The 25,754-nt window shown below is 66.6% G+C and carries 27 protein-coding genes and 1 tRNA gene; 15 read left to right on the top strand and 13 right to left on the bottom strand.

What is annotated here, in order from left to right; translation table 11 throughout:
- Positions 1 to 165: 165 nt before the first annotated feature.
- Positions 166 to 1,575, bottom strand: coding sequence for an FHA domain-containing protein (locus tag NX774_RS08280; RefSeq protein WP_258821702.1), 1,410 nt, complete (start codon positions 1,573 to 1,575; stop codon positions 166 to 168).
- An 83-nt stretch (positions 1,576 to 1,658) separates the two neighbouring features.
- The gene (locus tag NX774_RS08275; protein WP_307731163.1) at positions 1,659 to 2,606 is read right to left on the bottom strand and encodes a PP2C family protein-serine/threonine phosphatase; all 948 of its coding nucleotides are present in this window, start codon (positions 2,604 to 2,606) and stop codon (positions 1,659 to 1,661) included.
- Positions 2,607 to 2,730: 124 nt separating this feature from the next.
- Here NX774_RS08275 and NX774_RS08270 point away from each other — a divergent pair, with 124 nt between their 5' ends.
- The gene (locus tag NX774_RS08270) at positions 2,731 to 3,192 is read left to right on the top strand and encodes a GNAT family N-acetyltransferase (RefSeq protein ID WP_258821700.1); all 462 of its coding nucleotides are present in this window, start codon (positions 2,731 to 2,733) and stop codon (positions 3,190 to 3,192) included.
- Between the two features lie 5 nt (positions 3,193 to 3,197).
- On the opposite strand, the gene NX774_RS08265 is transcribed toward NX774_RS08270, so the two are convergent.
- From NX774_RS08265 to NX774_RS08245, 5 genes are all read right to left on the bottom strand, one after another.
- The gene (locus tag NX774_RS08265) at positions 3,198 to 3,659 is read right to left on the bottom strand and encodes an SH3 domain-containing protein (protein ID WP_258821699.1); all 462 of its coding nucleotides are present in this window, start codon (positions 3,657 to 3,659) and stop codon (positions 3,198 to 3,200) included.
- Positions 3,660 to 3,665: 6 nt separating this feature from the next.
- Positions 3,666 to 5,198: a hypothetical protein gene (locus NX774_RS08260; RefSeq protein WP_258821698.1), complete on the bottom strand. Its 1,533-nt coding sequence runs from the start codon at positions 5,196 to 5,198 to the stop codon at positions 3,666 to 3,668.
- Positions 5,199 to 5,200: 2 nt separating this feature from the next.
- Positions 5,201 to 7,513: an FtsW/RodA/SpoVE family cell cycle protein gene (locus tag NX774_RS08255; RefSeq protein ID WP_258821697.1), complete on the bottom strand. Its 2,313-nt coding sequence runs from the start codon at positions 7,511 to 7,513 to the stop codon at positions 5,201 to 5,203.
- Positions 7,510 to 8,472, bottom strand: coding sequence for a protein kinase domain-containing protein (locus NX774_RS08250; RefSeq protein WP_258821696.1), 963 nt, complete (start codon positions 8,470 to 8,472; stop codon positions 7,510 to 7,512). Before NX774_RS08250 ends, NX774_RS08255 begins: the two co-directional genes overlap by 4 nt.
- A gap of 194 nt (positions 8,473 to 8,666) precedes the next feature.
- Positions 8,667 to 9,125: a glycine zipper domain-containing protein gene (locus NX774_RS08245; protein WP_258821695.1), complete on the bottom strand. Its 459-nt coding sequence runs from the start codon at positions 9,123 to 9,125 to the stop codon at positions 8,667 to 8,669.
- A 208-nt stretch (positions 9,126 to 9,333) separates the two neighbouring features.
- On the opposite strand from NX774_RS08245, the gene NX774_RS08240 reads away from it, so the two are divergent.
- From NX774_RS08240 to NX774_RS08230, 3 genes are all read left to right on the top strand, one after another.
- Positions 9,334 to 10,464 carry a metallophosphoesterase gene (locus tag NX774_RS08240; protein WP_258821694.1) on the top strand — a complete coding sequence of 377 codons (1,131 nt, stop codon included), beginning with the start codon at positions 9,334 to 9,336 and terminating at the stop codon, positions 10,462 to 10,464.
- Between the two features lie 77 nt (positions 10,465 to 10,541).
- Positions 10,542 to 11,993: a M20/M25/M40 family metallo-hydrolase gene (locus NX774_RS08235; RefSeq protein ID WP_258821693.1), complete on the top strand. Its 1,452-nt coding sequence runs from the start codon at positions 10,542 to 10,544 to the stop codon at positions 11,991 to 11,993.
- A 104-nt stretch (positions 11,994 to 12,097) separates the two neighbouring features.
- Positions 12,098 to 12,838, top strand: coding sequence for a type 1 glutamine amidotransferase domain-containing protein (locus NX774_RS08230; RefSeq protein ID WP_258821692.1), 741 nt, complete (start codon positions 12,098 to 12,100; stop codon positions 12,836 to 12,838).
- A gap of 192 nt (positions 12,839 to 13,030) precedes the next feature.
- Here NX774_RS08230 and NX774_RS08225 read toward each other — a convergent pair whose 3' ends face one another.
- Positions 13,031 to 13,402 carry an Lcl C-terminal domain-containing protein gene (locus NX774_RS08225; RefSeq protein ID WP_258821691.1) on the bottom strand — a complete coding sequence of 124 codons (372 nt, stop codon included), beginning with the start codon at positions 13,400 to 13,402 and terminating at the stop codon, positions 13,031 to 13,033.
- A gap of 227 nt (positions 13,403 to 13,629) precedes the next feature.
- On the opposite strand from NX774_RS08225, the gene NX774_RS08220 reads away from it, so the two are divergent.
- From NX774_RS08220 to NX774_RS08195, 6 genes are all read left to right on the top strand, one after another.
- A complete protein-coding gene (locus tag NX774_RS08220; protein ID WP_258821688.1) occupies positions 13,630 to 14,775 on the top strand; it encodes a choice-of-anchor Q domain-containing protein in 1,146 nt (381 codons plus the stop codon).
- A 233-nt stretch (positions 14,776 to 15,008) separates the two neighbouring features.
- Complete coding sequence (locus NX774_RS08215) at positions 15,009 to 15,446, top strand: DUF1565 domain-containing protein (protein WP_258821690.1); 438 nt, start codon at positions 15,009 to 15,011, stop codon at positions 15,444 to 15,446.
- Positions 15,443 to 16,159, top strand: a complete 717-nt coding sequence (locus NX774_RS08210) for a choice-of-anchor Q domain-containing protein (protein ID WP_258821689.1) — start codon at positions 15,443 to 15,445, stop codon at positions 16,157 to 16,159. Before NX774_RS08215 ends, NX774_RS08210 begins: the two co-directional genes overlap by 4 nt.
- 192 nt (positions 16,160 to 16,351) lie before the next feature.
- Positions 16,352 to 17,497: a choice-of-anchor Q domain-containing protein gene (locus NX774_RS08205; RefSeq protein ID WP_258821688.1), complete on the top strand. Its 1,146-nt coding sequence runs from the start codon at positions 16,352 to 16,354 to the stop codon at positions 17,495 to 17,497.
- Between the two features lie 118 nt (positions 17,498 to 17,615).
- Positions 17,616 to 18,140, top strand: coding sequence for a hypothetical protein (locus NX774_RS08200; RefSeq protein WP_258821687.1), 525 nt, complete (start codon positions 17,616 to 17,618; stop codon positions 18,138 to 18,140).
- 254 nt (positions 18,141 to 18,394) lie between these two features.
- Positions 18,395 to 19,753: a choice-of-anchor Q domain-containing protein gene (locus NX774_RS08195; RefSeq protein WP_258821686.1), complete on the top strand. Its 1,359-nt coding sequence runs from the start codon at positions 18,395 to 18,397 to the stop codon at positions 19,751 to 19,753.
- A gap of 153 nt (positions 19,754 to 19,906) precedes the next feature.
- On the opposite strand, the gene NX774_RS08190 is transcribed toward NX774_RS08195, so the two are convergent.
- Positions 19,907 to 20,581 (bottom strand): SOS response-associated peptidase family protein, encoded by a 675-nt coding sequence (locus tag NX774_RS08190; protein WP_258821685.1) that lies wholly within the window; start codon positions 20,579 to 20,581, stop codon positions 19,907 to 19,909.
- A gap of 97 nt (positions 20,582 to 20,678) precedes the next feature.
- On the opposite strand from NX774_RS08190, the gene NX774_RS08185 reads away from it, so the two are divergent.
- Positions 20,679 to 20,765 (top strand) — tRNA-Leu (locus tag NX774_RS08185).
- 92 nt (positions 20,766 to 20,857) lie between these two features.
- Here the strand turns inward: NX774_RS08185 and NX774_RS08180 are convergent.
- Both NX774_RS08180 and NX774_RS08175 read right to left on the bottom strand, forming a co-directional pair.
- Positions 20,858 to 21,442 (bottom strand): tyrosine-type recombinase/integrase, encoded by a 585-nt coding sequence (locus tag NX774_RS08180; protein ID WP_258821684.1) that lies wholly within the window; start codon positions 21,440 to 21,442, stop codon positions 20,858 to 20,860.
- Entirely contained in the window at positions 21,408 to 21,674 is a 267-nt protein-coding gene (locus tag NX774_RS08175; protein ID WP_258822724.1) for a nuclease-related domain-containing protein, read from the bottom strand. The genes NX774_RS08180 and NX774_RS08175 overlap by 35 nt, the downstream gene beginning before the upstream one ends.
- Between NX774_RS08175 and NX774_RS08170 the strand changes: the two genes are divergently transcribed.
- Genes NX774_RS08170 through NX774_RS08155 form a run of 4 tightly spaced genes read left to right on the top strand, consistent with a single transcriptional unit; the run spans position 21,603 to position 23,742 of the window.
- Entirely contained in the window at positions 21,603 to 22,412 is an 810-nt protein-coding gene (locus tag NX774_RS08170; protein ID WP_258822771.1) for a hypothetical protein, read from the top strand. The two genes, NX774_RS08175 and NX774_RS08170, sit on opposite strands and share 72 nt — an antisense overlap.
- A gap of 44 nt (positions 22,413 to 22,456) precedes the next feature.
- Complete coding sequence (locus tag NX774_RS08165; RefSeq protein ID WP_258821683.1) at positions 22,457 to 22,765, top strand: hypothetical protein; 309 nt, start codon at positions 22,457 to 22,459, stop codon at positions 22,763 to 22,765.
- Between the two features lie 48 nt (positions 22,766 to 22,813).
- On the top strand, positions 22,814 to 23,371 hold the full coding sequence (locus tag NX774_RS08160; protein WP_258821682.1) for a hypothetical protein: 558 nt from the start codon (positions 22,814 to 22,816) through the stop codon (positions 23,369 to 23,371).
- Positions 23,365 to 23,742 (top strand): hypothetical protein, encoded by a 378-nt coding sequence (locus tag NX774_RS08155; RefSeq protein ID WP_258821681.1) that lies wholly within the window; start codon positions 23,365 to 23,367, stop codon positions 23,740 to 23,742. The genes NX774_RS08160 and NX774_RS08155 overlap by 7 nt, the downstream gene beginning before the upstream one ends.
- Positions 23,743 to 23,994: 252 nt before the next feature.
- On the opposite strand, the gene NX774_RS08150 is transcribed toward NX774_RS08155, so the two are convergent.
- Together NX774_RS08150 and NX774_RS08145 are read right to left on the bottom strand one after the other, a co-directional pair.
- Positions 23,995 to 24,432 carry a hypothetical protein gene (locus NX774_RS08150; RefSeq protein ID WP_258821680.1) on the bottom strand — a complete coding sequence of 146 codons (438 nt, stop codon included), beginning with the start codon at positions 24,430 to 24,432 and terminating at the stop codon, positions 23,995 to 23,997.
- A gap of 65 nt (positions 24,433 to 24,497) precedes the next feature.
- Positions 24,498 to 25,715, bottom strand: coding sequence for a hypothetical protein (locus NX774_RS08145; RefSeq protein WP_258821679.1), 1,218 nt, complete (start codon positions 25,713 to 25,715; stop codon positions 24,498 to 24,500).
- Positions 25,716 to 25,754: the final 39 nt, after the last annotated feature.

The raw sequence follows: 25,754 nt of genomic DNA, 5'->3' as shown, positions 1-25,754 counted from the left end.
TGCGCCCGCGTTTGCGCTAAGCTTCACTGCGAGACATCGTTTGGTGCCGACCAGTGAGGCTGCCATGAAAATTCCCGATCACCTGCGGATTCCCGTGCTCGTGTTTTCGCTGCAAGCGATTCTCTTGGCAGGCTGTGCGATGATCTTCCTGGTGCTGTTGCCGCCTTAGGCCGGTGACAGCATCGGCGCGCGCCGGCGATCCCCGACGCGCGCACGCACGCTCCAGGTTTCCGGGTAAGGTCCGCCGGCAAAGCGCGCGCGCGCCGGCATGCACGCCAGCCGGTCAAGCGCGGTGGCCGGTGCCAGCGGGGTGTCGAGCCCGGTGGCAGGGTCGCGGTGCCAGAACCCGCCGGCGCGATGGAACACGGGCGGCAGCGCGGGCCGCGCCGGTGCCGGCTCGCTCCCTGGCACCACCAGACAAAAGCTTTCCGCCAGCGCGCCGCCATCCACACGCGCCAGCACCAGCACATGCGGCAGCAAGGCCGCGACCTGCAGCTCCACGATGCCGCGCACGCTTGCCGTCAGTTCGATCCGCATTCCCTCGCGCAGCGGCACCTGGCGCCCCTTGCCGGGCCATTCGCCATCGATCAGCAGGCCGAAGCGCGACACGTCCTCGATGGTGAATCCGCCGCCCGCGGCGCGGATCGCGGCGTGGTGTGCGGAGAGCCGGCGCGTGAGCGCGTCGCGCCCGGCACCAGTTGCGGGATGATGCGCGAGCAGCACCGTTGCGGCCGGCGCCAGCGCGTCGAAGCGGCCCAGCGTCCATTCGGTGGCAGCGAACAGGCGCAAGTGGCGCGGCATGCCTGGCGTGGGCTGCGGGCTGACAATGCTGGCAGCGTCGGCCGGATACGGATGCGCCTCGCCGGCATCGGGCAAGCTGATCTCGACCAGTTCCTCGTCCCACGCGATGGTCGGCAGGCCCAGTTGGATGGGGCCGGGCGTGGTGGCGTCCAGCTCCAGCCGGGCGATGCCGGCGTTGCGCGCGGCCACGTCGATGTCCACCGTGCCGCTGGTGGTGTGCGCGTTCACGCGCGCGATCGATGATTCGTCCGCAAACACGCGCACGTTCTTGTGGCTGGACAGGAAGGCCTGGTGGATCTCGGACAGCGTGGCATCGGCGCGCGGCACCAGCACCACCAGCGAGCACACCCAGGTGCGGCTGGCCGCGCCGGCGCGCCCGTGCAGCTCGACCTCGATACGGTGCTGGCCGTGTTCGATGCCGCGTGACGAGAACTCGATGAAGGCCGGGCACCAGTTGCCATCGGCCGCGCGCGCCAGCGTTTGCTGCTGCGGGCAGTACAGGTGCAGCGCCGACTTGAGCAGCATGGTCAAGCGCGGTGGACAGTCGCCGGGCATGCCGCGCAGGTCGAGCTTGATCGCCTGCCGGCCACCGGCGGCGCGCGGATCGAAGCCGCTCACGTGCAGGTGTGGCCGCGCGGGCACGCTGTTCGCCTGGCGCTCGACCACGGGGGCGGCCTGTGGCGGCGGCTGCGGATGGCCGTGCGCGCAGGTGTCCCCGCCTGGCATCACCCAGACTGTGCAGTGCGGATGGTCGGGATCACGGCAAAGGTTCATGGCGGTAAAGCGGTTGTCGGAACGGCAAGCGTACCGGCTTTCGCTCAGCCGTGGCGCGCGGATCGGATGATTTCCCAATGGAATCAATGACCTGGCAATACGGTCTCATCTGGCGTGGCCAGCGGCCGCAGCACGAGCGCTGTCAGGTTATCGGCATACAAGCCGGACGGCGGATCCGTCTCCATTTCGTGGAACAGGGCATCGACCATGGCCGCGGCACTGGCGCAGGGCTGCAGCAGTGCCGGCCAGCGCGCGACCCAGTGGTTGGCGCCGGCGCACGACCAGAAGCCGTCGGTGGCCAGCACGTAGGCGGCGCCGGGCCGCAGGGCGATGGCGCGGCGGTCGTGCAGCGGCGCCAGCCATGGCGGCAGTTCGCGTGCGGCCAGCTCGTGCAGCGGGTCGGCCAGCACGGCCGGATTGTCGAAGGAATTGCCGAGGATGAAGGCCTGCGCAATCACTGGCCGGTGCTCGCCGTGCACCTGCTGCCACCACGTGCGTTCATCCAGCAGGCCCGCCATGGCGACAGCGGTCGCGGGCACGTGGTCGATGGTGAGCACGCTGGCGTGGCCGCCGGCGATTTCGTACAGGCGCGAGTCGCCCACGTGGTACAGCAGCGCTGGCCCGTGCGGCGGCAGCTCGAGCAGGGTGAGCGTGGTGCCCGGGCGCAGCGGCGAATGGGCAACGCGCGCGAAATGGTGCTGCAGGCGCGTGTGCAGCGCGTCCAGGTGCCGCGACAGTTCGGTGACGGTCGTGCACGGCGGCACGGCGAGCAAGCCTGTTGCGACGGCCTCGGCGGCTTCGCGTCCGTGGACATGGCCGCCCATCCCGTCCAGCACCGCCACGCGCGCGTGGCCCTCGGTCCAGCCAGCAACCCGCTGGCGGCGTGGCCGCTGGTCCGCCAGGAAGGCCGCCGTGCCGTGCGGATCGATCATCAGGTAGTTGTCCTGGTTTTCCGGGCGGCGCAGTTCGCCGGCGCCGTCGCTACTGCGCGCGGCAACGTCGAACCGGGGGCCAAAATCGAGCGGGTCCATGGTCATCTTCGGTCAGCCATCAGTGTCACTGTACGCCAGTCGGGAGCGCGGCGGTGCGGGTTTTCAATTTACAAACCAATGTGCTAAGTTTGGCGTCAAGACATGGCTCCCTGGAATCACCCGAATGCTGATACGACGACTGGAAGACGCCGACATCCCGGCGGTGGCGCGCCTGTTTCGCGCGGCGGCCCTGGAATTCATCGTGCACGAATCGCCGCCTGAGGGCGCGGCCAACTTCTTGCGCGAAAACGACGAAGAGGGCCTGCGCGGCTTCGTCCGCCAGGGGCACGTCTATCACGTGGCGCTGGCGGACGGCGAGCTTGCAGGCTTCGTCGCGGTGCGCGAGCTCACGCACCTGTTCCACCTGTTCGTGGACAAGCGCTGGCACGGCCGGGGCGTGGCGCGGCGCCTGTGGGATGTCGCGCGGCGCGCAGCGCTCGATGCCGGCAACCCCGGCTTCTTCACCGTCAATTCGTCCAACCATGCGCTGCCGGTGTATGCAGCCTGGGGCTTCGTGCCGACTGCGGAGCGGCAGTTCACCAAAGGCCTGTACTACACGCCGATGCGGCTCGAGCCGGTGGTTTAGGCGCTTCACTTGCGCGACTCGTCGGCGCGGCGCAGCCACAAGCTGCTGGCCCAGCCGCGCACGTCGCGGCCGTCGATGGGTGCGCTGATCTCCCACCAGTCGCCGGCGCGGTTGCCGGTTGCCGTCACGAGCGTTCCGGCCGGGACCACGCCCAGCCGGCGCGCGCCGACGCTGCGCGAGCTGCGCAGGTTCAGGTGGTCGTAGGTGCGGTACTCGCGGCCTGCCACCGGCATGTCGGCGGCGAGCGGTGCGGCCTTGGCCAGCGGGGCCGCCACGGCCGGCGCAGCGGGCAGCACCAGCCAGGTCAGCGCGCTGCCAATGCCCAGCGTGCCGATTGTCAGCACCGCCAGCGCGCGTGCGTTGGCGCGGCGCCACCAGCGCGCGGGCGTGAAATGGGCCGCCAGCACCAGCGTCGCAACCAGTGCGGCGGCATACGCGGCGACGGTCAATAACGTCGTGCTGGACATGGACTGTCACGCCTCAAAGCGCAGCACGTAGTGGCCGGCGACCAGGTGGTGGCCCGGCGGCAGCAGGTACGGCTGCTCGGCGCTGGCCTGCTCGACGGCGCAAACGAAGCGCAGCTCGTCGTCCAGGTGGTAAAGCGCCTGGGTCGCGGACAGGCGGCCGATGCGATAGCCATCCTCCACCGCTTCGAAGCTGAACGCATTGCGCGACAGGCCAAGGCGGTCGGCGCTCGCGGGCTCCAGTCCCGGCGCGCGGCGCAGGCAGGCAGGCGAATCGAGCACGCGCAGGGCAGCCAGCATCGGCGCGCTGCGGCCAAACACGAAGCGCGCGCCAGCTGCGATGCCCTGGCTTGGTCCGCGCGGCAGGCAGAGCAGGGCGCTGTAGCGCTCGGCCATCTGCGGCGGCGGCGTGAGCAGGCGCACCGCGTCGCTGTCGGCCGGCGTAAAACTGGCGGGCAGCACAACCTGCTGGCGTCCCGCCGCCGTGATGGCGTGGACCTGGTCGGTTTCGTCCACCGCAAAGCGGATCAGCGCGTCGTTGCCTGCGGCCGGCGCAAGCGCGCGGTCCAGTCCCAGCTCAAGCGCCACCGCGCCGGTTTCACGATAGCGCGACAGGCGTGGCAGGGCCAACGCGGCAAGGCAGACGCGCTGGCGTGCCACCGGGGCGTAGGTGGCGTCGGTTTCCAGCGGCGCGGGTCGCGCTGCCTGCCGCTGCGACGGCAGCGCGGTCTGTTCGGGCTGCGCGCGTGGCTTCCACACGGCGGGCGCCTTGGCTGGCTCGGAAGCGGGGCGCGGGGGCGCCACCGGACGCGCCTGAATTGGGGCGCTGCGCTGGATTTTCAGGAGCAGCCGGGTACCGCCGGTGCTGCCGTGCGGCCGGATGGTGTAGCAAGCTGTCGCCGCGTCGAACTGGCAATCGAACGCATCCTTTGGCCGCACCTGCACTTCCAACGGCGTGTCCGGGCCGTCGTTGACCAGCAGGACAGCGCCATCGGGGCCGAACGGCCAGTCGGGCACCGGGTAGGTCGCGCCGCGCCCGTCAAGGCCCAGCAGCACCAGGCGCTGGTTGGGGTACACGGGCCCAACCTGCTTCCACACCACACTGTCGCGCGAGGCGCTGACGGTGTAGAGCACCTGTTCGCCCGGCGAGGGCAGGTACACGGCGTGGCCGAACTTGACCTGCACCTCGCCCGGCGCCAGCTCATGTGCGCCGACCACGTCGTAGCGCACGTCGTCGTTACCGAGCAGGTCGCCGAAATCCTTCTGGTGCAGCGCCGCCAGCGATTGCGCCAGGTCGCGCACCCGGGCGCCGCGCGTGAGGTGGCGATCGTCGTCCACCTCCTCCTGTGGCAGCAGCAGCGTCACGTGCGAAAAGCAGCGCGTGGCTGCGCGGCCGCGGTGTTCGCGCGGCGAACGTTCGAGCAGGTCGCGCAGCAGGGGGCGGCGCGAAAACAAAGACAGGCCTTGCGCCTGCCAGATCGCCTCGGCATTGAACACGTCATTGACCTTGCCCAGGGCTTCATGTTGGACGTACACGGGCATCTTCAGCTCCTATCGGGGTTGGTTCGCGCTGCACCGAACGCTAGCAGGGGGCAGATGAAAAGCAGCAGGTGCGAGCCGCCCGCGGACAGAAAGCTCATCGGCTGCCCCATCACCGGGAAGATCGCGAGGTTGGTGCCCCACGAGAGTAAAAAATGGCCGAACAGGAAGGCCGCGCCGCCGCACAATGCAAAGCAGCGAAAGCGCGCGAACCACGCCTGCCGGAAGTCGCGTGCGGCCGCAGCCGCGAGCCATGCGCAAACTGCCTCGCGCAGCAGCGCCGTGACCAGCAGCGCCTGCAACAGCCACAACCCCAGCGCGGCGAGCAGGCCGTGGCGGTTCAGGAAGAAGGACGGCGCAAAATCGTCCTGCACGGCCGGTACGCGCATCACCTCGCCCGCGCCCTGGCCGAGGGTGGATACACCGAGCAGGTGGTCAGCGCCGACCCAGCCGCCATCGGCAATGGCCTGTGCGCCCAGCAGCAGCTGGCGCCCGGTGTGTGGATGGGACGCGGGGTCGAGCCAGACCTGGAAGCGGTCGGCGTAGAAGCTGAGGCGGTCGGCTTCGGCGGCGCCGGCGGTGCGCAGGGCGCCCACGCCGAGCACCGCCGCACAGGCCAAGCCCGCGAGTGCGATCCCGACGGCGCGGTGGCGCGCCGCAAACGCCCAGGCGAGCGCCATCGCGCCTGCCCAGGCCAGCAGCAGTACCAGCGGCGAGTAGTCGTCCACCTGCACGAGGGCGACCGCCAGTAGCGCGACGAACAGCGCAGCTGGCGTGAGCAAGCGCAGGCAGCGCAACAGCGCACCGGCGGATGCGCCGCCGCGGTCGAAGGCCAGCGCAAGGCAGTATGCCGCCAGCGCCGCCAGCGCTAGCTTGGCAAACTCCACCGGCTGGATATCGAAGACGCCGGTCTCGCTGCCCACCGCGACTTGCAGCGCCAGGGCCAGCAGCGCAAGCGCAGCGGCGCCCAGGAGTACTGCCTCGAAGCGTTGGCGCGGCACGATGCGGCCCCACGGCGCGATGGCAAGGCGGAACCCTGCGCCCAGTCCAAGCGCAGCCAGTGCGGCGGTCTTCTGGAAGTGGCGCAGCCACGAGGATTCCATCACACCGAGCCCAAGCTCGAGCTGGGACAGCAGCCCGATCGCGAGCAGAATCACCCCGGCGGCGGCCACCGCGCTGAAACGGCGTGGCGCGAGCAGCGCGTACCAGAGCGCCGACCACGCCAGCACCAGTGAGATGCCGGCGCCCGGCGCCGCGCCAACCCGCAGGGCTATCAGGGCCGCGAGCCCGGCGCAGGCGATGGCGGGGCCGGCGGCCCCAAGCGCGAATGCCACCAGCCGCCGGCCCGGCAGGGCCTTTGATGCGTGTAGCAGCCCGGGCGCAACGGACAGCAGCAATATCAGCACGGCTGCGGCGGCAAGCTGCCAGCGGTCGGGAACGTGCATCGTCCACGGGTCGCGCTGCTGCCAGGTCCAGCGGACGTTGGGTGGCAGGCGCACCTCTGGTCTGGCAAACAGCGCGACGTGGCTTGCCGGCCGCAGCGACAGCACGCCGGACGTGGCGAGGATGGCAAAGCGCGTGCGGCCGACCGTGATGGCCGTCGCGTCCTTGAGCGGCGCTTCGAGCCTGGCAAGGTCCTGCGGGCCGTCCCGCGTGATGATGGACAGGGTGGTCGGGCCGTTCGTCGCGAGCAGCGGGCCGTCTCGGCCGATCCGGATCGACGCGTTCGCGGGCTGCGTTCCGGCGACCCCGATCTTCAGCCCGCAGTACAGGTTCCCGCCCAGCTGGAGTGGCCGGGGGATCAGGGCGAACGCGGGCGCGTGGCGGTTCCAGGCCGCGACGAGGCGCTGCGAAACGCGAGCGTCCGGGCAACCAGGCTGCAGTACGCCGTCGCGGCTGACCGTGCCGCCGTCGTAGCGCCATCGATGTGCGCCATCGCTGAGCGTGATTGCGCGTGCGTCGGCGTTGTCGATGGTGAAGCGTTGCATACCCAACTGGAAGCGCTGGCCGGGCGCCAGGACGATCGCGCCGCTGCGGATGTCGGTGCCGTCACGGCGCAGCGTGAACGGGCGTGCGCCGGTGGCGTCGCGGACCCACCAGTTACCTCGCGCGTCGCGGCGCAGTCCCAGTTGGGCCGCGTCGGCAGACGGCGCTGCAAGCTCCTGGCGGCCGAGCGTGACCGACTCGCCCGGCTGCAGGCTGATGTCCACCCGCGATGGCAACCAGGTTGCCGGTGCGCGCAGCACGCAGGCCAGCTGTACCAGGCACAGCATGGCCAGCGCCAGCGCACACGCGCCGATGGTTCCGATACGCCTCATGCCGCGCACCTCCAGCGCTGCAGGCTGGCCGTGCGGATGTCTTGCACGGCACGACTGATGTCGAGGGCGTGGCGTGGACGATGTTCACGTTGCGGGGCCAGCAGGCGCCGCAACAGTGCCAGCGCGGGGCGGCCGGCGCCGGGCGTGTCGTCGTCCACGGCTTCAATGAAACGTGCTGCTTCGTTTCGCGTGAGCGTCGGGAGCAGCCTGCCGGTAGGCGAGCGGAGCGCGCGCGGCCCATCCGCGCTGCCGTGCAGACGGAACGCTTCGGCACAAGCGCTGCAGAAGGCAAGCGCCTCGCCGCCGGTGACGATGTAGTGAAACAGCGCGCCCAGCGCAAAGTAATCGGTGCGGCAGTCGGTCTCGTAGCGGCCGTGCGCGTCAGGGAAAAACTGCTCCGGGGCCTGCCACCGCGGCGTGCCGGAATACGGGTGCGCGCCAGCGGTTACGAGCTGGCTGGTGCCGAAGTCCGTCAGCTTCAGGTTGCCGGCTTCGTCGAGCAGCAGGTTGGCGGGTTTCAGGTCCAGGTAGCGCCAGCCGTGCTGGTGGACGGTGGCAAGCGCGTGGTTCACTTGCGCGATCCAGTCGAGGATGCGGGAAAAGGGCGGGGGAGCGGTGCGCGCGAGGTGCTGCGCCAGGTCACACTGCATCAGCTCCAGCGCGAACGCGGGCAGGTCGTCGTGGCTGCCGCTGTCGAGCATGCGCACGATATGGCGCTGGTCCCACGGCTTGAGCGAAGCGAGGAATGCGATCTCGGCCTGCACGCTGCGGGTCCAGTATTCGCGCTGGTCGCAGCCGGCGCTGTCCATGCGCGCGCGGTTGACCAGCTTGAGCGCGACGTCGCCAAAATGTCCGGGGCCTTGCGCGTGCCACAGCAGTCCGTAGGCGGAGCCGGCCAGCGGTGCGCGCAGGCGGTAGGCGCCGGCGCGCAAGGTGATGATGGTTCCTGGTTCGTACATGCCTTCCGCTAGCGGAGGGCAGCCGAAAGCACGTGCTGGCGGTGGGGAGCGGTGCGTTGAACGCGTGGGCAGCACAGCTGCCCACCCTACGCGAGTTCCCACGGTCGCCGGTAGGGTGGGCAGGTCTTCCTGCCAACGCGTCCAACCAGACGAAAAAAAGCCGCGCAGGTGGCGCGGCTTCGTTCAGCTTTTGCTTACCAGCCGTGGTGCCGGCCGTGGCCGTGGTGCCAGTAGCCGCGGCCACCTTCGATGACGACCGCCGGCTGCTGGTAGTACACCGGGCGCGGCGCCTCGTAGTACACCGGGCGCGGCGCTTCGTAGTACACCGGCGCCGGCTCGACGTAGACCGGGCGCTCTTCCACATACACCGGGCGCGATTCCACATACGCAGGCGCCGGCTGGTAGTAGCTGACCGAGCCGTACGCGCGGTTGTCGCGGTAGTAGCGGTCGTCACGGGTCGGCAGCGAGCTGCCCACCGCCGCGCCGAGCACCCCGCCGACGATCGCGCCGTCGCGTCCGCCCGCGCCGTGGCCAATGGCCGCACCCAGCGCCGCACCTACCACCGTATTCACTCCGCGATCGTCAGCCATCGCCGTGGTGGACACGGCGGCCGCGGCCAGGAGCACCGCACCAAAGCATTTCTTGTTCAACATGGCCATTTCCTCTTGCCCTACGGAGGATCAGGATGATCGCAGTTACGCCGGGGCATGGGGAAACTATAGCGCGCTGCTTTGGCGACGCCATCTGTTCATACACAATCTTACAAATCCGCACCCGATTGCAACATGCGCCCCGTTCCCCCTTGCACTTTCGGGCCCAGCCCCCCATCTGGCTCACGTCCGCTTTGCACATAGAAACACCATGCGCCGTTCGCCGCTTCCGTTTTTTGCATTACTTGTACTGTTGCACGTTTATATCGGTGCGCGCCTGCTGCCCGCGATCGAGCCGGGGCTCATCGGTGGTGCGGTCGGCGTGCTGCTGCTGGCCGCCTCGAGCGTGCTGGTGCCCGTGGGCCTGGGCGCGCCGCGCCTGAAGCGCCTGCGCTGGTCCGAGCCGCTGACCTGGGCGGCGCTCATCGCCATGGGCTATTTCTCGTCGCTGCTGGTGCTCACGCTGCTGCGCGATGTGGTGCTGGCGGTGCTCGGCCTCGCTGGCCGGCTGACGCCGCTGGTGACGCACGACAGCGCGGTGGCGGTGCCCTTGACCGCGCTTGCGGTGACGCTGGTCGGCTTCGTCAACGCGCGCCGCGTTGCGCGCGTGGTCCGGGTGGATGTGCCGATCGCTGGGCTGCCGCCATCGCTGCACGGCTACTCGATCGCGCAGATCTCCGACATCCACGTCGGCCCCACCATCAAGCGGCCGTACCTGAACGCCATCGTCAACCGCGTCAACGCGCTCAAGGCCGACGCGATCGCGATCACCGGCGACCTGGTGGACGGCAGCGTGCGCCGCCTGGCGCTGCACACCGAGCCGCTCAAGCGCCTGTCCGCGCGTGACGGCGCGTTCTTCGTGACCGGCAACCACGAGTACTATTCGGGCGCCGAGGAATGGATCGCGGAGATGCGCCGGCTTGGCCTGACGGTGCTCATCAACGAGCACGTGGTGCGCGAGCGCGACGGCGCCGGGGTGATGATCGCGGGCGTGGCGGACTTTACCGCCCACCATTTCAATCCGGCCCACAAGAGCGATCCGCTGGCTGCGGCGGCCGGCGCGCCGGAGCACGTGCAGGTGCGCATCCTGCTCGCGCACCAGCCGCGCAGCGCCGAGGCGGCGGCCGGCGCTGGCTACCACCTGCAGCTGTCCTGCCACACACACGGTGGCCAGTTCTTCCCGTGGAACCTGTTCGTGCCGCTGCAGCAGCCGTTCGTGGCGGGCCTGAACCGGGTGCGCGACATGTGGGTGTACACCAGCCGCGGTACCGGATACTGGGGACCGCCGAAACGCTTTGGCGCACCGTCCGAGATCACCCTGGTGCGGCTGGTTGCGGCGTGAAAATCTGTACATACAGCAAAGTTGTCAAAGATGCGTTATCGTGAGCGCTTTGCAACTTTCTGAAGGACAGACTCGCAATGAACCGCCGCCCCTGCCGTCTCCCCGCCCTGACCATCCTGGCCGCCTCGCTGCTGGCCGGCGCCGCCCATGCCGCCACGCCGGGCAACGATCCGGCCGCGCTCGCCAAGATCCGCGACACGGTAATGCAGAGCAACTACGCCTACGAGCGCCTGGCTGACCTGACCGACCTGATCGGCCCGCGCCTGTCCGGCTCGACGGGCGCGGCGGCGGCGGTGCAGCAGGTGGCGGACGAGCTGAAGAAGCTTGGCGCGAAGGTGACGCTGCAGCCGGTCAAGGTTCCGCACTGGGTGCGCGGCGAGGAGAAGGGCGAGCTGGTCGGCTATAGCGGCCGGCCGGACGGCGTCAGCCAGCGCATCGTGCTGACCGCGCTGGGCGGCTCCGGCGCAACGCCGGCGGGCGGCATCACCGCGCCGGTGCTGGTGGTGCACAACTTTGACGAGCTCAAGGCATACAAGCCGGCCGACGTGAAGGGCAAGATCGTTCTGTTCGACGTGCCGTTCGACCAGCTGATGGCCGACCGCGGCCTGGCCGGCAACGCCTACGGCCAGGCGGTGGCCTACCGTGGCGCCGGCCCGCGCATGGCGGCGCAGATGGGCGCGGCGGCGGCGCTGGTGCGTGCCGTTGGCGGCGCGGCCTACCGTATCCCGCACACCGGCGCGACCCAGCTGCCGGCCGATGTCAAACTGCCGGCCGCCGCCGTGTCGATCGAAGACTCGATGCTGATGGACCGCCTGTCCAAGCGCGGCCCGATCACCATGCACCTGACCCTGACCCCGCAAACGCTGCCGGACGCCGACAGCTACAACGTGATCGCCGACTGGACCGGCAGCGAAAAGCCGGACGAGATCGTGATCGTGTCCGGCCACCTGGATTCGTGGGACCTGGGCACCGGCGCCAACGACGACGGCTCGGGCGTGACCAGCGCGATGCAGGTGATCCACACGCTCAAGCAGCTCGACTTCCGTCCCAAGCGCACGATCCGCGTGATCGCCTGGATGAACGAGGAAAACGGCCAGCGCGGCGCCAACGCCTACAACGAGTCGGTCAAGTCCACCGCCGAGAAGCACATCGCCGCCTACGAGGATGACGGCGGCTCGGGCCGCCCGTTCGGCGTCAAGGCCAGCGTGCCGCTTGCCAACGTGAAGATGTTCGCACCGCTGCAGCAGGCCCTGCTGCCGCTGGGCGCCGGCGTGTTCCACCGCGAGGACGTGATCGGCTCCGGCGACCTGTTTGGCCTGGAGCGCATGGGTGTGCCGACTTTTGAGCCGGTGATCGACTCGTCGGACTACTTCAACTACCACCACACCCCGGCCGACACCTTCGACAAGGTCAATCCGGACAACCTGCGCCGCCACGCGGCCGTGATGGCGACGACCGCCTGGTTTATCGCCAACGCCGACGCGCCGATCGGCCGCGCCGCCGTGCCGGCCGAGACCGGCCGTCACTGATCGGCAGCCTCCGATCGTCGGCCGCTTGGTTCCCGCGCCCCGGCCGCGCGGGAACCGAGCCCCGTGCATGGACTCTGTCAGCGCATCACCGCTCAACGGAGGACATGATGAAACAGAAACTGGCTGGACAACGCATTGCCGTGCTGGCCGCAGACGGCGTCGAGCAGGCTGAACTGACGGTGCCGCTGGCCGCGCTGCGCGCCGCCGGTGCCGAGGTCGAGATCATCTCGCTGCACGATGGCAGCATCCGCGGGGTGAACATGGACGCGCCGGGCGACAGCTTCGAGGTGGACCGGACGGTGCACGAAGCGCGGGCGCGCGACTACGACGGCTTGTTCATTCCCGGTGGCTTCATCAATCCCGACTTCCTGCGCCAGTCGTCCGCCTCGCGCGATTTCGTGCGCGATTTCGACCACCAGCAAAAGCCGATCGCCACGTTGTGCCACGGCCCGTGGCTGCTCGCATCGAGCGGGCTGGCGAGCGGGCGTGCGCTGACCTCGTGGCCGGGTGTGCGCGACGATATGGTCAACGCCGGTGCAACCTGGCTCGACCAGGAAGTGGTGCGCGACGGTAACCTGCTGACCAGCCGCGGCCCGCAGGACCTGGTGCCGTTTATCCGCGACATGATCCAGCTGTACGCCGGCGGGCCGCCCAGCAACGGCGCGCTGCGGCGGCGCCATTCCGACCCGCAGCGCGAGGCGCCATCGTCGTTTGCCATGGCGGCCGCACACCTGATGCCGCGCATGTCGGCCGGCACCATGATTGGCCTGGCGCTGATCGGCGCGGGCATGCTTGCGTCAGGCCGCGGCAACCGGATGGGCGGGCAGCAGGCGGCCTCGCGCTAGACGTTCTGTAGCGTAGGGTGGACAAGTCCCTTGCCCACGCGTTCAAACGCAGCGTGCCGACCGCCGGCGGCCGAAAGTGACGGCGCGGTGACGGTGCTGTTCGTTGAACGCGTTGACAGGGTGAGGCTGGGCAGTGCCCAGCCGAACGCCCGCCCTGCGGGTTACCGCCTGCGGTCAAACCCTCCCTGATGCCTAGCCAATCTGGATCCGCCGCACGGCGCGCGCATTGCCGCGAAACGGCCGCCCGTACACGGTCTGGATGCCGCTGGCAAAGTTCTGCCCCCAGACCAGCTGGGCGCGCGTTTCGTGCTGCTCGCTGGACCAGTACCAGCCGCGATCGAATTGCTCGCGCAGGTTGGCAAACAGCAGGGCCAGTTCGCGCCGGGTTGGCAGGCTGCCGCCCTGCGACGCGGCCCAGTCCTGCGCGGCCGGCCAGCTGACGTCGCTCGCGCCGCCCGGCAGCAGCACCAGGTGGTGGTCGGGCTCGCCCTGCCGGCCAAGGATGAGCCCGGCGTACAGTTCGCCCTCGTTCAGTCTCTCTTTCACTTCTGCGTGATTGCCCATCGGGGTTCCTTTTCGCGTCATCGGTGGCAGCTAACTATGACTGCGGATCGCACCGCTTAGTTGCCGGGTCTGCCGCGATCTACCTCATCCAAACGTTTGATTTCTGTGAGGAAAATGGCCTTACGCATTTGTTACGCGTAAAAAATTTTTTGACGAAAACGTTGAACTTGGGAAGTTTCCGGTCCTCAAAGGTACTCATTCACTTGTTGAGGTAAGGAACCTTCCCAATGCAAAAACTTGGAAACATTGCTAAGGCTGTTCGTATCAATGCTCTGCTGTGCGCCAGCGCTGCCGTCCTGCTGGGGACCACCGGGGCAGCCTCTGCCGCAACGATCCCGGCCACGACCTATAACTACTACGTGAGCCCGACCGGCAGCGACAGCGCCGCAGGTACGAAAACCGCGCCGTTCCGTACGCTGGCGCGCGCAGCCCAGGTTGCGACCAAGCCGAGCACGACCGTGTGGGTCGCCGCAGGCACCTACACCGGCGGGTTCAAGACCACCGCCAGCGGCACCTCCAGCGCCCGCATCTACTGGGTCTCGACCACCAAGTGGGGCGCCAAGATCGTTCCGGGCTCGACCGCCAACGTGTGGGACAACCGCGGCAGCTACGTGAGCATCGTCGGCTTCGACATCGACGGCAGCACCAAGCCGTCGGTGACGCACGGCATCTACACCGGCGGTTCGTACAGCCAGATCGTCGAGAACCACGTGCACCACATCGCCAAGAGCGCTACCTGCACCAGCGCCGGCGGCTCGGCCATCGGCGTGGACAGCTACTACGGCGGCGTGTGGAACGACGTGATCAGCAACATCGTCAACGACATCGGCCCGTCCGGCTGCAAGTACATCCAGGGCATCTACGTGTCCACCTCGGGCAGCGTCAAGAACAACCTGGTGTACCGCGTCGGCGAAGCGGCGATCCACCTGTGGCACGACGCCAACCACGTGACCATCACCAACAACACGGTAACCACCTCGCACTACGGCATCATCGTGGGCGGCGGCGACTTCTACCACACCAGCGCCGGCGACAACTACACCGTGGTCAACAGCAACATCGTGTACGACAACACCTACGGCATCTCGGAGCAGGGCGTGACCGGCACCAGCAACAGCTACAGCAACAACCTGGTGTACCAGAACAGCGGCTTCAACATCTCGCTGAAGAACGGCCTGACGGCCAAGAACACGGTGTCGTCGAACCCGCTGTTCGTGGCTTACTCGCGCACCGCGACCACGCCGAACTTCCACCTGACCTCGAGCTCGCCGGCGATCGCGCGCGGCACCTCGGTTGGCGCTTACCCGACCGACATCGAGGGCAAACCGCGTAACTCGACCACGGGTTACGACATCGGCGCTTACCAGCACTGATCAGCCTGAGCTGAAGCCACAGCCCGCATACAGCGATGCATGCGGGCTTTTTTGTGCCCGGTGGAAGCAAAAGATTCCGCGAAACAATTGCCCCGCGAGACTACCGTTTCCCAGCCGGAAAAGATGGGTATGTCTTTGATACTTCAGGAAAATTTTTTCTCAAAAACATTGAACTCAGGAAGTTTCTAGCACTCAAACGAGCTCATCAACTGTTGAGTTAAGGAAGTATCCTGATGCAAAAAACTGGAACCATCGCCAAAGCCCTCCGTGTCAACGCGCTGCTGTGCGCAAGCGCAGCCGTCCTGATGGGCGCCGCCGGCTCCGCATCGGCAACGGTGTATCCGATCCCGGCCACCACCTATAACTACTACGTCGCGCCGACCGGCAGCGACAGCGCCTCTGGCAGCAAGAGCGCACCGTTCCGCACGCTGGCGCGCGCGGCCCAGGTCGCAACCAAGCCGGGCACGACCGTGTGGGTTGCCCCGGGCACCTACACCGGCGGCTTCAAGACCACCGCCAGCGGTACCTCCAGCGCCCGCATCTACTGGGTCTCGACGACCAAGTGGGGCGCCAAGATCGTGCCGGGCAGTACCGCAAACGTCTGGGACAACCGTGGCAGCTACGTGAGCATCGTCGGCTTTGACATCGACGGCAGCACCAAGCCGCGGTGACCCACGGCATCTACATGGGCGGCTCGTACGACCATGTGGTGAACAACCACGTGCACCACATCGCCAAGAGCGCCACCTGCACCAGCGCCGGCGGCTCGGCGATCGGCGTGGACAGCTACTACAAGGGCGTCTGGAACGACGTGGTCGGCAATACCGTCAACGACATCGGCCCGGCCGGCTGCAAATACATCCAGGGCATCTACGTGTCCACCTCGGGCACCGTGAAGGACAACCTGGTGTACCGCGTGGGCGAGGCGGCAATCCACCTGTGGCACGACGCCAACCACGTGAAGATCATCAACAACACGGTGACCTCTTCGCACTACGGCATCATCGTGGGCGGCGGCAACTTCTACAACAGCAGCACCGGCGACGACTACACGATCGTGAACAACAATATCGTGTACGACAACACCTACGGCATCTCGGAGCAGGGTGTCACCGGCACGCACAACAGCTACAGCAACAACCTGCTGTACCAGAACAGCGGCTACAACATCTCGCTCAAGAACGGCCTGACCGCGAAGGGCACCGTGTCGTCGAACCCGCTGTTCGTGGGCTACTCGCGCACGGCGACCACGCCGAACTACCACCTGACGTCGAGCTCGCCGGCGATCGGCCGCGGCACCTCGGTGGGCATCAACCCGACCGACATCGAGGACAAGCCGCGTAACGCGACCACCGGCTACGACATCGGCGCTTACCAGCACTGATCGGGCAGGTCCGCCCAGTCACGAAACCCGCAGGCAGCGATGCCTGCGGGTTTTTTCATGGCTGTTTGCCGCATGGAAAAGCTGTTTATGTGATTGATACGGCGGGGAAATTTTTCGGAGAAAACGTTGAACTTGGGAAGTTTCCAGCCCTCAAAGGTACTCATTCACTTGTTGAGGTAAGGAACCTTCCCAATGCAAAAACTTGGAAACATTGCTAAGGCTGTTCGTATCAATGCTCTGCTGTGCGCCAGCGCTGCCGTCCTGCTGGGTACCACCGGGGCAGCCTCTGCCGCAACGATCCCGGCCACGACCTATAACTACTACGTGAGCCCGACCGGCAGCGACAGCGCCGCAGGTACGAAAACCGCGCCGTTCCGTACGCTGGCGCGCGCAGCCCAGGTTGCGACCAAGCCGAGCACGACCGTGTGGGTCGCCGCAGGCACCTACACCGGCGGGTTCAAGACCACCGCCAGCGGCACCTCCAGCGCCCGCATCTACTGGGTCTCGACCACCAAGTGGGGCGCCAAGATCGTTCCGGGCTCGACCGCCAACGTGTGGGACAACCGCGGCAGCTACGTGAGCATCGTCGGCTTCGACATCGACGGCAGCACCAAGCCGTCGGTGACGCACGGCATCTACACCGGCGGTTCGTACAGCCAGATCGTCGAGAACCACGTGCACCACATCGCCAAGAGCGCTACCTGCACCAGCGCCGGCGGCTCGGCCATCGGCGTGGACAGCTACTACGGCGGCGTGTGGAACGACGTGATCAGCAACATCGTCAACGACATCGGCCCGTCCGGCTGCAAGTACATCCAGGGCATCTACGTGTCCACCTCGGGCAGCGTCAAGAACAACCTGGTGTACCGCGTCGGCGAAGCGGCGATCCACCTGTGGCACGACGCCAACCACGTGACCATCACCAACAACACGGTAACCACCTCGCACTACGGCATCATCGTGGGCGGCGGCGACTTCTACCACACCAGCGCCGGCGACAACTACACCGTGGTCAACAGCAACATCGTGTACGACAACACCTACGGCATCTCGGAGCAGGGCGTGACCGGCACCAGCAACAGCTACAGCAACAACCTGGTGTACCAGAACAGCGGCTTCAACATCTCGCTGAAGAACGGCCTGACGGCCAAGAACACGGTGTCGTCGAACCCGCTGTTCGTGGCTTACTCGCGCACCGCGACCACGCCGAACTTCCACCTGACCTCGAGCTCGCCGGCGATCGCGCGCGGCACCTCGGTTGGCGCTTATCCGACCGATATCGAGGGCAAGCCGCGTAACTCGACCACGGGTTACGACATCGGCGCCTACCAGCACTAAGCGGCCGCGCAAGCCCGCGTGCAATGATGCATGCGGGCTTTTTCTTCCGACGATGGAACTCGCCAGCGCCTGGCGCGTCCAACGTTGCTTTTGCACTCTTGAGGTAAGGAATCGCCCGATGAAGAAACTCAAGCATTTCGCTACGAACGCTCGCGCCAACGCCATCCTGTGCGCAGGCCTTGCCGTCCTGCTGACGGCTTGCGGCGGCGGCAACGTTGATGGCGGGCTGGGCCAGAACACGCAGTTGGCCGCCACCGCGGTGGACAGTGCCCAGCCGCAAGCGGCCGGCGCCCCGGCCGCCGAGGCGCCGGATGCGGCACCGGTTCCTGCAGAGCAGGCGCAAGTGCCGGATGCGAACGTCGCCAGCGGCGCTGCGCCCGCAGCGGCCCCCGCTTATCCCGGCAGCGATGGCGCAGCCACCGGCCAGGCTGCGGCCGCCAAGGCGAGTCCTTTCGAGATGTCGGGCTACGGCAAACCGGCTGACAGCACCGCGCCAGGCAGCGCCGAGGGCGCCAGCGGCACCCAGGGCGCGACCGCCAGCGCATCGCCCGACCTGCGGGCCGCTGCGGCTGCCAGCCCGGCAGCGCCACTGGCCCCGGATACCGATCCGGTCCCGCCGGAGGCCGGTTCGACCATGTTCTGATGCGCGCGCCGCGCCGTCCTTGAGGCGGCGCCCGCGACTGCCCGCATGCAGCGATGCATGCGGGCTTTTTTTTCGTCCTGCGCTTGCAGCCGGCCTCATGCCTTCGCTTGCCCGCCGAACTCATCCTTTGCCCTGTAGAAAAGTTGCTTATGTCCTTGATACTACAGGGAAATTTTTTCTCAAATTCATTGAACTCAGGCAGTTTCCTGCGCTCAAAGCTTACTCATTTACTGTTGAGCTAAGGAATTCTTAGGATGAAACAAATCGTCACTCTTGCATCGAACGCCCGCCTGAACGCACTGCTGTCCGCCAGCATTGCAGCACTCGTGGTGTCGATTGCACCAGCGCACGCACAGGCCGCCACCGCGACCACCAGCGTCACGGCCGCCGCCACTCCTGAAGACCAGATCACCCAACTGTACCAGTCGCTGCTTAACCGCTCGCCGGACGCGGGCGGCCTGGCGTATTGGACCTCGGTGCTGAACAGCGGCGTCCCCATCGACGTGATTGCCTCGTACCTGAAGAGCAGCGACGAATACCAGGCGCTGCACGCGGGCGACACCACCGGCGGCATCCCGGCCACCACCTACAACTACTACGTGGCGCCGACCGGCAGCGACAGCGCCGCCGGCACCAAAGCCGCGCCGTTCAAGACGCTGGCGCGCGCCGCCCAGGTCGCCACCAAGGCGAGCACGACCGTCTGGGTTGCCCCGGGCACCTACACCGGCGGCTTCAAGACCACCGCCAGCGGCACCGCGACCGGCCGCATCTACTGGGTCTCGACCACCAAGTGGGGCGCCAAGGTCGTCCCGGGCTCGACCTCCAACGTCTGGGACAACCGCGGCAGCTACGTCAACATCATCGGCTTTGACATCGACGGCAGCACCAAGCCGGCGGTGACGCACGGCGTGTACACCGGCGGCTCGAACACCGTCATCCAGGGCAACCACGTGCACCACATCGCCAAGAGCGCCACCTGCACCAGTGGCGGCGGTTCGGCCATCGGCGTGGACAGCTACTACGGCGGCGTGCTCAACGACGTGATCGGCAACACCGTCAACGACATCGGCCCGGCGGGCTGCAAATACATCCAGGGCATCTACGTGTCCACCTCGGGCAACGTTAAGAACAACCTGGTGTACCGAGTCGGCGAGGCGGCGATCCACCTGTGGCACGACGCCAACCACGTCAACATCATCAACAACACGGTGACCTCGTCGCACTACGGCATCATTGTTGGCGGCGGCGACTTCTACCACACCAGCGCGGGCGACAACTACACGGTGGTGAACAACAACATCGTGTACGACAACACCTACGGCATCTCGGAGCAGGGCGTTACGGGCAAGAACAACAGCTACAGCAACAACCTGCTGTTCCAGAACAGTGGCTACAACATCTCGCTCAAGAACGGCCTGACCGCCAAGAACACCGTGTCGTCGAACCCGCTGTTCGTTGCCTACTCGAAGACCGCCACCACGCCGGACTACCACCTGGCTGCCGGCTCCCCGGCGATCGGCCGCGGCACCTCGGTCGGTGCGCTGCCGAACGACATCGACGGCAAACCGCGCAACGCCACCACCGGCTACGACATCGGCGCCTACCAGCACTGATCGGTTGTAGGAAAGGGTTCCCGCCAGGACGGCGGGACGAGCAAGCCCGCAGGCATGCTAGCCTGCGGGCTTTTTTTTCCTCACGGGTGGGCGTCGGCCGGCTGGACGCGTGGGCAGAAACCTGCCCACGCGTTCAACTATGGCTTCCGATCTCTATTCCTCGCCCAGGGGCAGCGCGACCTGCGGCCCTTCGGCGCCGGCGCGGTTCATTTCCTTGCTCACCTTGTGCCACTCAAAGGCATCGGAGGGCAGGGCGGTGCGGCGCGCCAGTTCGATCGCCTGCTCGGGCGACAGGGTCGGATCGAGCCACAGCTTTGCGTCTTCGGCGTTGAGCACGACCGGCTTGCGGTCATGGATGTCGAGCATGCCCGCGGCCGCATCGTCGGTGACGAGCACGAAGCCGGCCTCGGCGCGGTTCTCCTCGAACGGGCCGAAATTGGCGAGCGCCAGCATGTAGAGGGGAGCGTGGTCCTTGCGGTGGATGTGCCAGGGCTGCTTCTTGCCCTTTTCGCCGGTCCACTCGTACCAGCCTTCGGCCGCCACCACCGCGCGCCCGTTCTTGAGCAGGCCGCGCCAGTAGCGGTTGGTCAGCTTTTCCATGCGCGCGTTGATACAGATGGGCACCTTGCCGTCCGCCCACTTTGCGCGGTAGCTCCAGAATACGTCGTCCACGCGCTGCTGCCCGTCCTGGATGTGCATCAGGGGGCGGTAGGTGCCGGGACAGGCGTTGTAGGCGGGCGTGGCCTCGCTGTCATAGACGGCATCGGTCCAGCCGAACACACTGGCGTAGTAACGGGCCGTCTGGCTTTGGTCGAATCGTCCACACATGCTGGCATGGTACCTCAACTGACCGGTGCGCTGCGCCGCGCGCAGGTGTTGCAAAACCAACTCGTCCGGCGCACCGTTATGCTAGAATGCGCCGCCCGCCCGGATGGTGAAACTGGTAGACACCCGGGACTTAAAATCCCGTGCCAGCAATGGCGTGCCGGTTCGATCCCGGCTCCGGGCACCAGAATTCATGCGGGTTCCAGCTGATGGGGCCGCCAGAAGAAGACCTCCCGATTTTTCCGCAAAACGGCGATTTTTCCGCAAAAATGCCGTTTCCTACCTGGTTGGCTTGACGAGCTTGCCCTTGCGGTGCCTGACATATCTCCGCGTCATGGCCGAGGTCGAATGCCACAGCTGCGTCTGCGCGGCAGCAATACCCTGCTGTTCGTCGGTGTCCGTCGCGGCCTTGGCGCGAAGGTCGCGGAACTGGAAGTTTCGGATCGCGTCCGCCAATGCCGGGTTGGCCCGCCCGGCCCCTGCACGGGCCCTGTCCATCGCACCGCGCAGCTCGTAGCGGGTCATCGGGGTGCCGTTCATCATGTTGATCAATGCGAGGCCCATCACCTTCCTCCTGCTGATGCGCTCGATGACGGCAGCCAGTTCGCCCTCGATGGCGACGCGCAGTTTGGCCCCGGTCTTTCCCTGTCGAACCGAAACGGCTCCGTCCTTGATGTCGCCGCGGGTCATCTTGAGCACGTCCGCGGGTCGCTGCCCGGTCAGATAGGCCAAGTCCATCGCGTCGCGCAACGGGGGCTCTGCGGCGGCATACACGGCCTTGTAGACCTCGTCGTCGATGTAGACATCGCGGCCGGTCTCGCGATAGCCCTTAATGCCGGCGCACGGGTTGGCCTTGCTGGTCATGCCCTTGGCGCGGGCGAAGTTCCAAATGCAAACGGATCTTGGCTTTTGCGATCGCGGGCTGGCGCCGTAACAAGCTGGCCAAACGCTTGGCCTTGCGATTTGCCAGAATCAGCGGATTGTCATAAGTTGAAGATCGTCCATCCGTGGTCCACGTCCAACTATGGGCGTCCCCACGGAGCACGCCGGGCCGGCTTTTAATTTCCACCAAGAAGAGACCGGCGGGGGAAAGCACCAGCGCATCGACCTCGTTGACTTTGCCCTCGTCATCAATGAATTCGAAGTTCGCAAGAGATCCGTCACCGAACTCCATTTCGTTCAATCGCGCGAGCCCATGGCAACCGTGGAGATTGACCTGAATACCATTCCAGGCGATGAGCTCGGTTATTCCGGCCTGGTTCAAGCGGCATTGGCGCCCTTCGCCGCTCGCCATCCACAGCTCCGTGCGACCGTCTACGTCTACCAAGGGCCGAGCATCAATTTCGGCCAGCCGGCGTATTGCGCGTTTTTTGGCGTCGCAGGTGACCGGCGCGTGCTGCAGGCATTACACGACGGGTTCTCCACCACGCGTGGACTCAAAGCGCGCTACAGCGAATCCATCGTGCAGTCGCAGGCCCTGCGCCAGTACCACCTCGAAGATGGAGAGCTTTGGCGCCCTGACGAGGAACATGTGTGGTGTGCAGGAGATGAGACTGGCGAAGCCGAAGACGTTGACGTTGAAGTTGACGGCGACGAGAACGCGCTCGCGGAGGAATGGCCCGGCGACGCCAGCACTACCGTTCCTTCCAGGCGCAGCCAAACGCCTGGCCGGTTCCGGGCCGTGCGCACTGATGCGAGCGTCGGCAGCATTTGTCGGAGTATAGAGAGTGTTTTCGGCCTGCCCGAGGGCGCGGTCGCTTTGCGTGGACCGGACAGGAAAGTGCTTCGCGCTGACGCAACAATTCGCACACTGCGTGCGCGCTGGGAAAAATGATCGGAGCAGATCGATTGCAGTGTCTTTGATGAAGGGATTCCTTGATGAGCCTGACCTGGATGGTTATTGTGGTTCTGGCGGCGCTCGCTGTAGCAGCTGCTGTCCTGATGAATGCGCGGCGCAGCCCGGGCCAGCAGCCTGCGGCCAGATCGGACTCATCGGAACAGTCCGGCGTTACCGGCTCCCTTGATGCCGCTGAGGACGCTCGCCCCCAACGCATTGTCGTCGGCGCCAGTCCCGACCGCCCGCTCATGTCGGTGCAGCTGGTTGACGAAGTACCCGTATGGGCGAATGCGTCGCCATCAAGTGCGCTGGCGGCGCCCACCGTCGAACGCATCTCGACTGTTCTGTAGGCCGTCCCTGGCCTGCTGTTGGCAAGTGAGGCCCATGGTCGCCGCTTGATGGAAGTGGTGATCAATGGTGAGCTGACTCCAGCAGCGGATGGTATCGGGTGGCGCGCTTTCGCTACCGGCCCTAATGGCATTACTGAGCACGCGCGCCTGCTTGACGCCGATAAGCTGCAAAACATGATCAACTGCGCGGCAGTTTGGCAACTGGCGTCCGTCATCGTGGCGCAAAAACATTTGGCCGATATCAGCCGAAAGCTCGATGAAATTGCGAAGGGCGTGAGAGGGATTTCTAATTTTCTCGACGATGAGCGCAGGTCGATGGTCGAGGGCGCTTACTCATGGCTTCGTCAGGCAATCGATGCAGTGACGGCGGGTGAAATGACTCCCGCTGTGCGCCATCAGCTGGAAGGCGTTGAGCGTGATCTGGAGTCGATACTGAATCATCTGATTCGTGAGTTCCGCCGGGAGCTCCTGGCGCCCGTGAAGGAAGACAGCATCGGCACCGAAGATCAGACGGATGGCCTCGTACGGAAGGCCAAGCATCTGGAGGAACTGGGGGGGACATGGAGCAGTGCTTGCGTTCGCGTGTGGCTGCCTGGCACGTGCTGACGCTGTTTCCCGGCGAGCCCGTACTGAAGAAGGTGCGGCGGGAGGCCATCGAGCGTGACGTTGGCATCGTCAAGCAACTCGCGGATGAGCTTGTTTCTAATATCTCAGCGGAGGCTGCAGCCATGTCGTCGTTCTGGAATCGGCAATCCACGATTGACGAAAGGCGCAAGCGCGTGCATGTCCAAGTCGATTCCGGCAAGAGCCGCCTGACCAATGCCGCCATCTTGTCCAACGATGCACTGGTCCGCACCGGTCGTCTTCTGGCGCGAGACGCCGGGCTGCATCGGCTATATCTTGAGATTGACCGGGGGCGTATCTGTGGCGTTCGCCATGCCATGACCGACGGCGCGGCGGTTCCGGCCGCAGCTTGAGAGCGCTCGGGTCGAAGGCATATTGCTGCGCGCTAGGCTAACTATGACGCGCGCCGCCCGCCCAGGTAGGCGGCGTTCCGCGGCCGGCCATGCCCGAGCTGGCGCGCCACATCGAGATAGGCCGCGTGCGCGGGGCAGGCGCCCTCGGCCAGCGTGATGCGGGCGGCAGCCAGTCGGCCAGTCCGAGCGCGATCGGGGCAGTCAGTTGTCGGCACATGGTGTCCTCCCGGGGTTGTCGCGGCCAGTGCTGTTTCAGGATGCCGGTGGCGCCTTGCCGTAGCGTTCGACCAGCACGGAGCGGGTTTCGGCCCATGTTGCGGCAATGTCGGTGGCGGTCACTTCCGGTTCGCCGCTGGCCACTAGCGCGTCGATTGCGGCCACGTACACCAGCGTTTTCTCGCGCACCGAGCGGCGGATCAGCGTATAGGCCGTCATCAAGGTGTCGTCCAGCGACGTCTCCGGTATCAGGTTGGGGTACGGTGCGAACGCGTCCGGGTGCGCGTCTTGCAACAAGTGCAGGATGGCGCTGCCGATGCCTTGCGTGAATCCCAAGTAGCCGCTTGCGACCATCTTGGCCAGATTCCAGCTGAATTGGTTGATGACGCCGGGGCTGTGGCGCAGCACGGTAAGGGTTGTGTCCCCGTCGCTGCGCGTGAGCGCGACGGTCAGCTTGGGTTCGAGAAATGCCATATCACGTCCTTTCAGGTTGAAAAAGCCAGCGGCAGCGCCGCCGGCCCGGGGTTGTCAGTACGTTGTCATTCGGACTCGCACGCCTTGTGCTTGCCGTTGTCGGTCACGCGGCGCGCCGTGCTATAGCAGGCGGCGCGCTTGTTGGCTGCGCGTTCGCCGCAGGCTTTGAACATGCGGAAATCCATCAATTTACTTTTATAGTACGCGTTGCACTGGGCAATCAGGGCGTCATCCTGGCGGTCGCAGATGTCGTACAGTTCGCCAAGCGTCTTGCCGCACACCTCGCTGTCCGGGATGCGCTCGTCATCGCGCTGTTCCTGCTCCTGGCCTGCCGAGCAAAACACGTGCGACCAGTTGCACATGAATTGCGGCCACAGGTATACCGGCCCGGGCAGTTCGTCGGCCGGGCGGCGCCCGATGATGCAGATGATGCCGGGGCCGCCGACCTTGCACTTGATCTTGGGGAAGTAGTTATCTTCCAGTTGTTCGACCAAGTCGACGGTGCTCATGCTGCCGTCGAGCATCGTGATCGACGAGTTGGGGGCCGGCGTGCCGTGGATTACGACCGTCGATTCGCGACCGCCGTCGTCCTCGCCGCCGCCGCCGCCACCGCCGCCACCGCCGCCACCGCCGCCACCGCCGCCACCGCCGCCACCGCCGCCGCCGTCACCGCCGTCACCGCCGCCGCCGTTGACGACGACCACCGGCCCGTCGCCGCCATCGTCGTCGCCGCAGCCGTCTATGCCCTGGTTCTGGTCGTCGCAGGCGTTGTGGCGCGCGGACCCATCGCGGCGCAGGCCCTGGCTGTACTCGACTACCGCGCGCGCCGCGCCGCCAACGGCGCGCTCGAACTCCTGTACCGCGGCACTGTCGAGGGTGGTGCCGGGCAGCGGCGTGTAGGCCAGCACCAGCGTGTCGCCCTCGGACCATTCGATGATCCGGGCTTGCGGCGGCGCCGCTTCGATGGTGGCGCACACCACGCGGTTCGGGGTCCGCTCGGTACAGACCTGCCATGGACTGCCGTCGTTCGGGCGCACCAGCGCAAGGCTCGAAAGCCGGTCATCCGCCGCGCCCGAGCGCAGTCCGGTCAGGGAGGCGGGGTAGGCACGGGCCGTGGCCAGCAGTTGCCGATTCAGCCCGGACGGTGCCGTGCCGCTAGGTGCCGGCGCCGTGCTGGCAAACGCAGCCGGAGCGGCGCTGGCGTTGGAACTGCTGCCGCCGAACGCGGTCAAGACTGCAGCCAGCAGTGCGCCAGCGAGGATCAGGTGTGACGCATGTTTCATGATGTCTCCTCCAACCTGCACAAAAAATGGGGAGCAGCG

The sequence above is a fragment of the Massilia agilis genome, from assembly GCF_024756255.1.
GTDB classification, from domain to species: Bacteria; Pseudomonadota; Gammaproteobacteria; order Burkholderiales; family Burkholderiaceae_D; genus Telluria; species Telluria agilis.
Note: the sequence above shows the minus strand (reverse complement) of the source record. Positions and strands in the feature narration are given on the sequence as shown.

Excerpts from the sequence above, each read along its gene's own strand:
- NX774_RS08280 (WP_258821702.1), bottom strand. The coding sequence starts at position 1,575 with ATGAACCTTTGCCGTGATCCCGACCATCCGCACTGCACAGTCTGGGTG.
- NX774_RS08275 (WP_307731163.1), bottom strand. The coding sequence starts at position 2,606 with ATGGACCCGCTCGATTTTGGCCCCCGGTTCGACGTTGCCGCGCGCAGT.
- NX774_RS08270 (WP_258821700.1), top strand. The coding sequence starts at position 2,731 with ATGCTGATACGACGACTGGAAGACGCCGACATCCCGGCGGTGGCGCGC.
- NX774_RS08265 (WP_258821699.1), bottom strand. The coding sequence starts at position 3,659 with ATGTCCAGCACGACGTTATTGACCGTCGCCGCGTATGCCGCCGCACTG.
- NX774_RS08260 (WP_258821698.1), bottom strand. The coding sequence starts at position 5,198 with ATGCCCGTGTACGTCCAACATGAAGCCCTGGGCAAGGTCAATGACGTG.
- NX774_RS08255 (WP_258821697.1), bottom strand. The coding sequence starts at position 7,513 with ATGAGGCGTATCGGAACCATCGGCGCGTGTGCGCTGGCGCTGGCCATG.
- NX774_RS08250 (WP_258821696.1), bottom strand. The coding sequence starts at position 8,472 with ATGTACGAACCAGGAACCATCATCACCTTGCGCGCCGGCGCCTACCGC.
- NX774_RS08245 (WP_258821695.1), bottom strand. The coding sequence starts at position 9,125 with ATGTTGAACAAGAAATGCTTTGGTGCGGTGCTCCTGGCCGCGGCCGCC.
- NX774_RS08240 (WP_258821694.1), top strand. The coding sequence starts at position 9,334 with ATGCGCCGTTCGCCGCTTCCGTTTTTTGCATTACTTGTACTGTTGCAC.
- NX774_RS08235 (WP_258821693.1), top strand. The coding sequence starts at position 10,542 with ATGAACCGCCGCCCCTGCCGTCTCCCCGCCCTGACCATCCTGGCCGCC.
- NX774_RS08230 (WP_258821692.1), top strand. The coding sequence starts at position 12,098 with ATGATGAAACAGAAACTGGCTGGACAACGCATTGCCGTGCTGGCCGCA.
- NX774_RS08225 (WP_258821691.1), bottom strand. The coding sequence starts at position 13,402 with ATGGGCAATCACGCAGAAGTGAAAGAGAGACTGAACGAGGGCGAACTG.
- NX774_RS08220 (WP_258821688.1), top strand. The coding sequence starts at position 13,630 with ATGCAAAAACTTGGAAACATTGCTAAGGCTGTTCGTATCAATGCTCTG.
- NX774_RS08215 (WP_258821690.1), top strand. The coding sequence starts at position 15,009 with ATGCAAAAAACTGGAACCATCGCCAAAGCCCTCCGTGTCAACGCGCTG.
- NX774_RS08205 (WP_258821688.1), top strand. The coding sequence starts at position 16,352 with ATGCAAAAACTTGGAAACATTGCTAAGGCTGTTCGTATCAATGCTCTG.
- NX774_RS08200 (WP_258821687.1), top strand. The coding sequence starts at position 17,616 with ATGAAGAAACTCAAGCATTTCGCTACGAACGCTCGCGCCAACGCCATC.
- NX774_RS08195 (WP_258821686.1), top strand. The coding sequence starts at position 18,395 with ATGAAACAAATCGTCACTCTTGCATCGAACGCCCGCCTGAACGCACTG.
- NX774_RS08190 (WP_258821685.1), bottom strand. The coding sequence starts at position 20,581 with ATGTGTGGACGATTCGACCAAAGCCAGACGGCCCGTTACTACGCCAGT.
- NX774_RS08180 (WP_258821684.1), bottom strand. The coding sequence starts at position 21,442 with ATGACCAGCAAGGCCAACCCGTGCGCCGGCATTAAGGGCTATCGCGAG.
- NX774_RS08170 (WP_258822771.1), top strand. The coding sequence starts at position 21,603 with ATGGGCGTCCCCACGGAGCACGCCGGGCCGGCTTTTAATTTCCACCAA.
- NX774_RS08165 (WP_258821683.1), top strand. The coding sequence starts at position 22,457 with ATGAGCCTGACCTGGATGGTTATTGTGGTTCTGGCGGCGCTCGCTGTA.
- NX774_RS08160 (WP_258821682.1), top strand. The coding sequence starts at position 22,814 with ATGGAAGTGGTGATCAATGGTGAGCTGACTCCAGCAGCGGATGGTATC.
- NX774_RS08150 (WP_258821680.1), bottom strand. The coding sequence starts at position 24,432 with ATGGCATTTCTCGAACCCAAGCTGACCGTCGCGCTCACGCGCAGCGAC.
- NX774_RS08145 (WP_258821679.1), bottom strand. The coding sequence starts at position 25,715 with ATGAAACATGCGTCACACCTGATCCTCGCTGGCGCACTGCTGGCTGCA.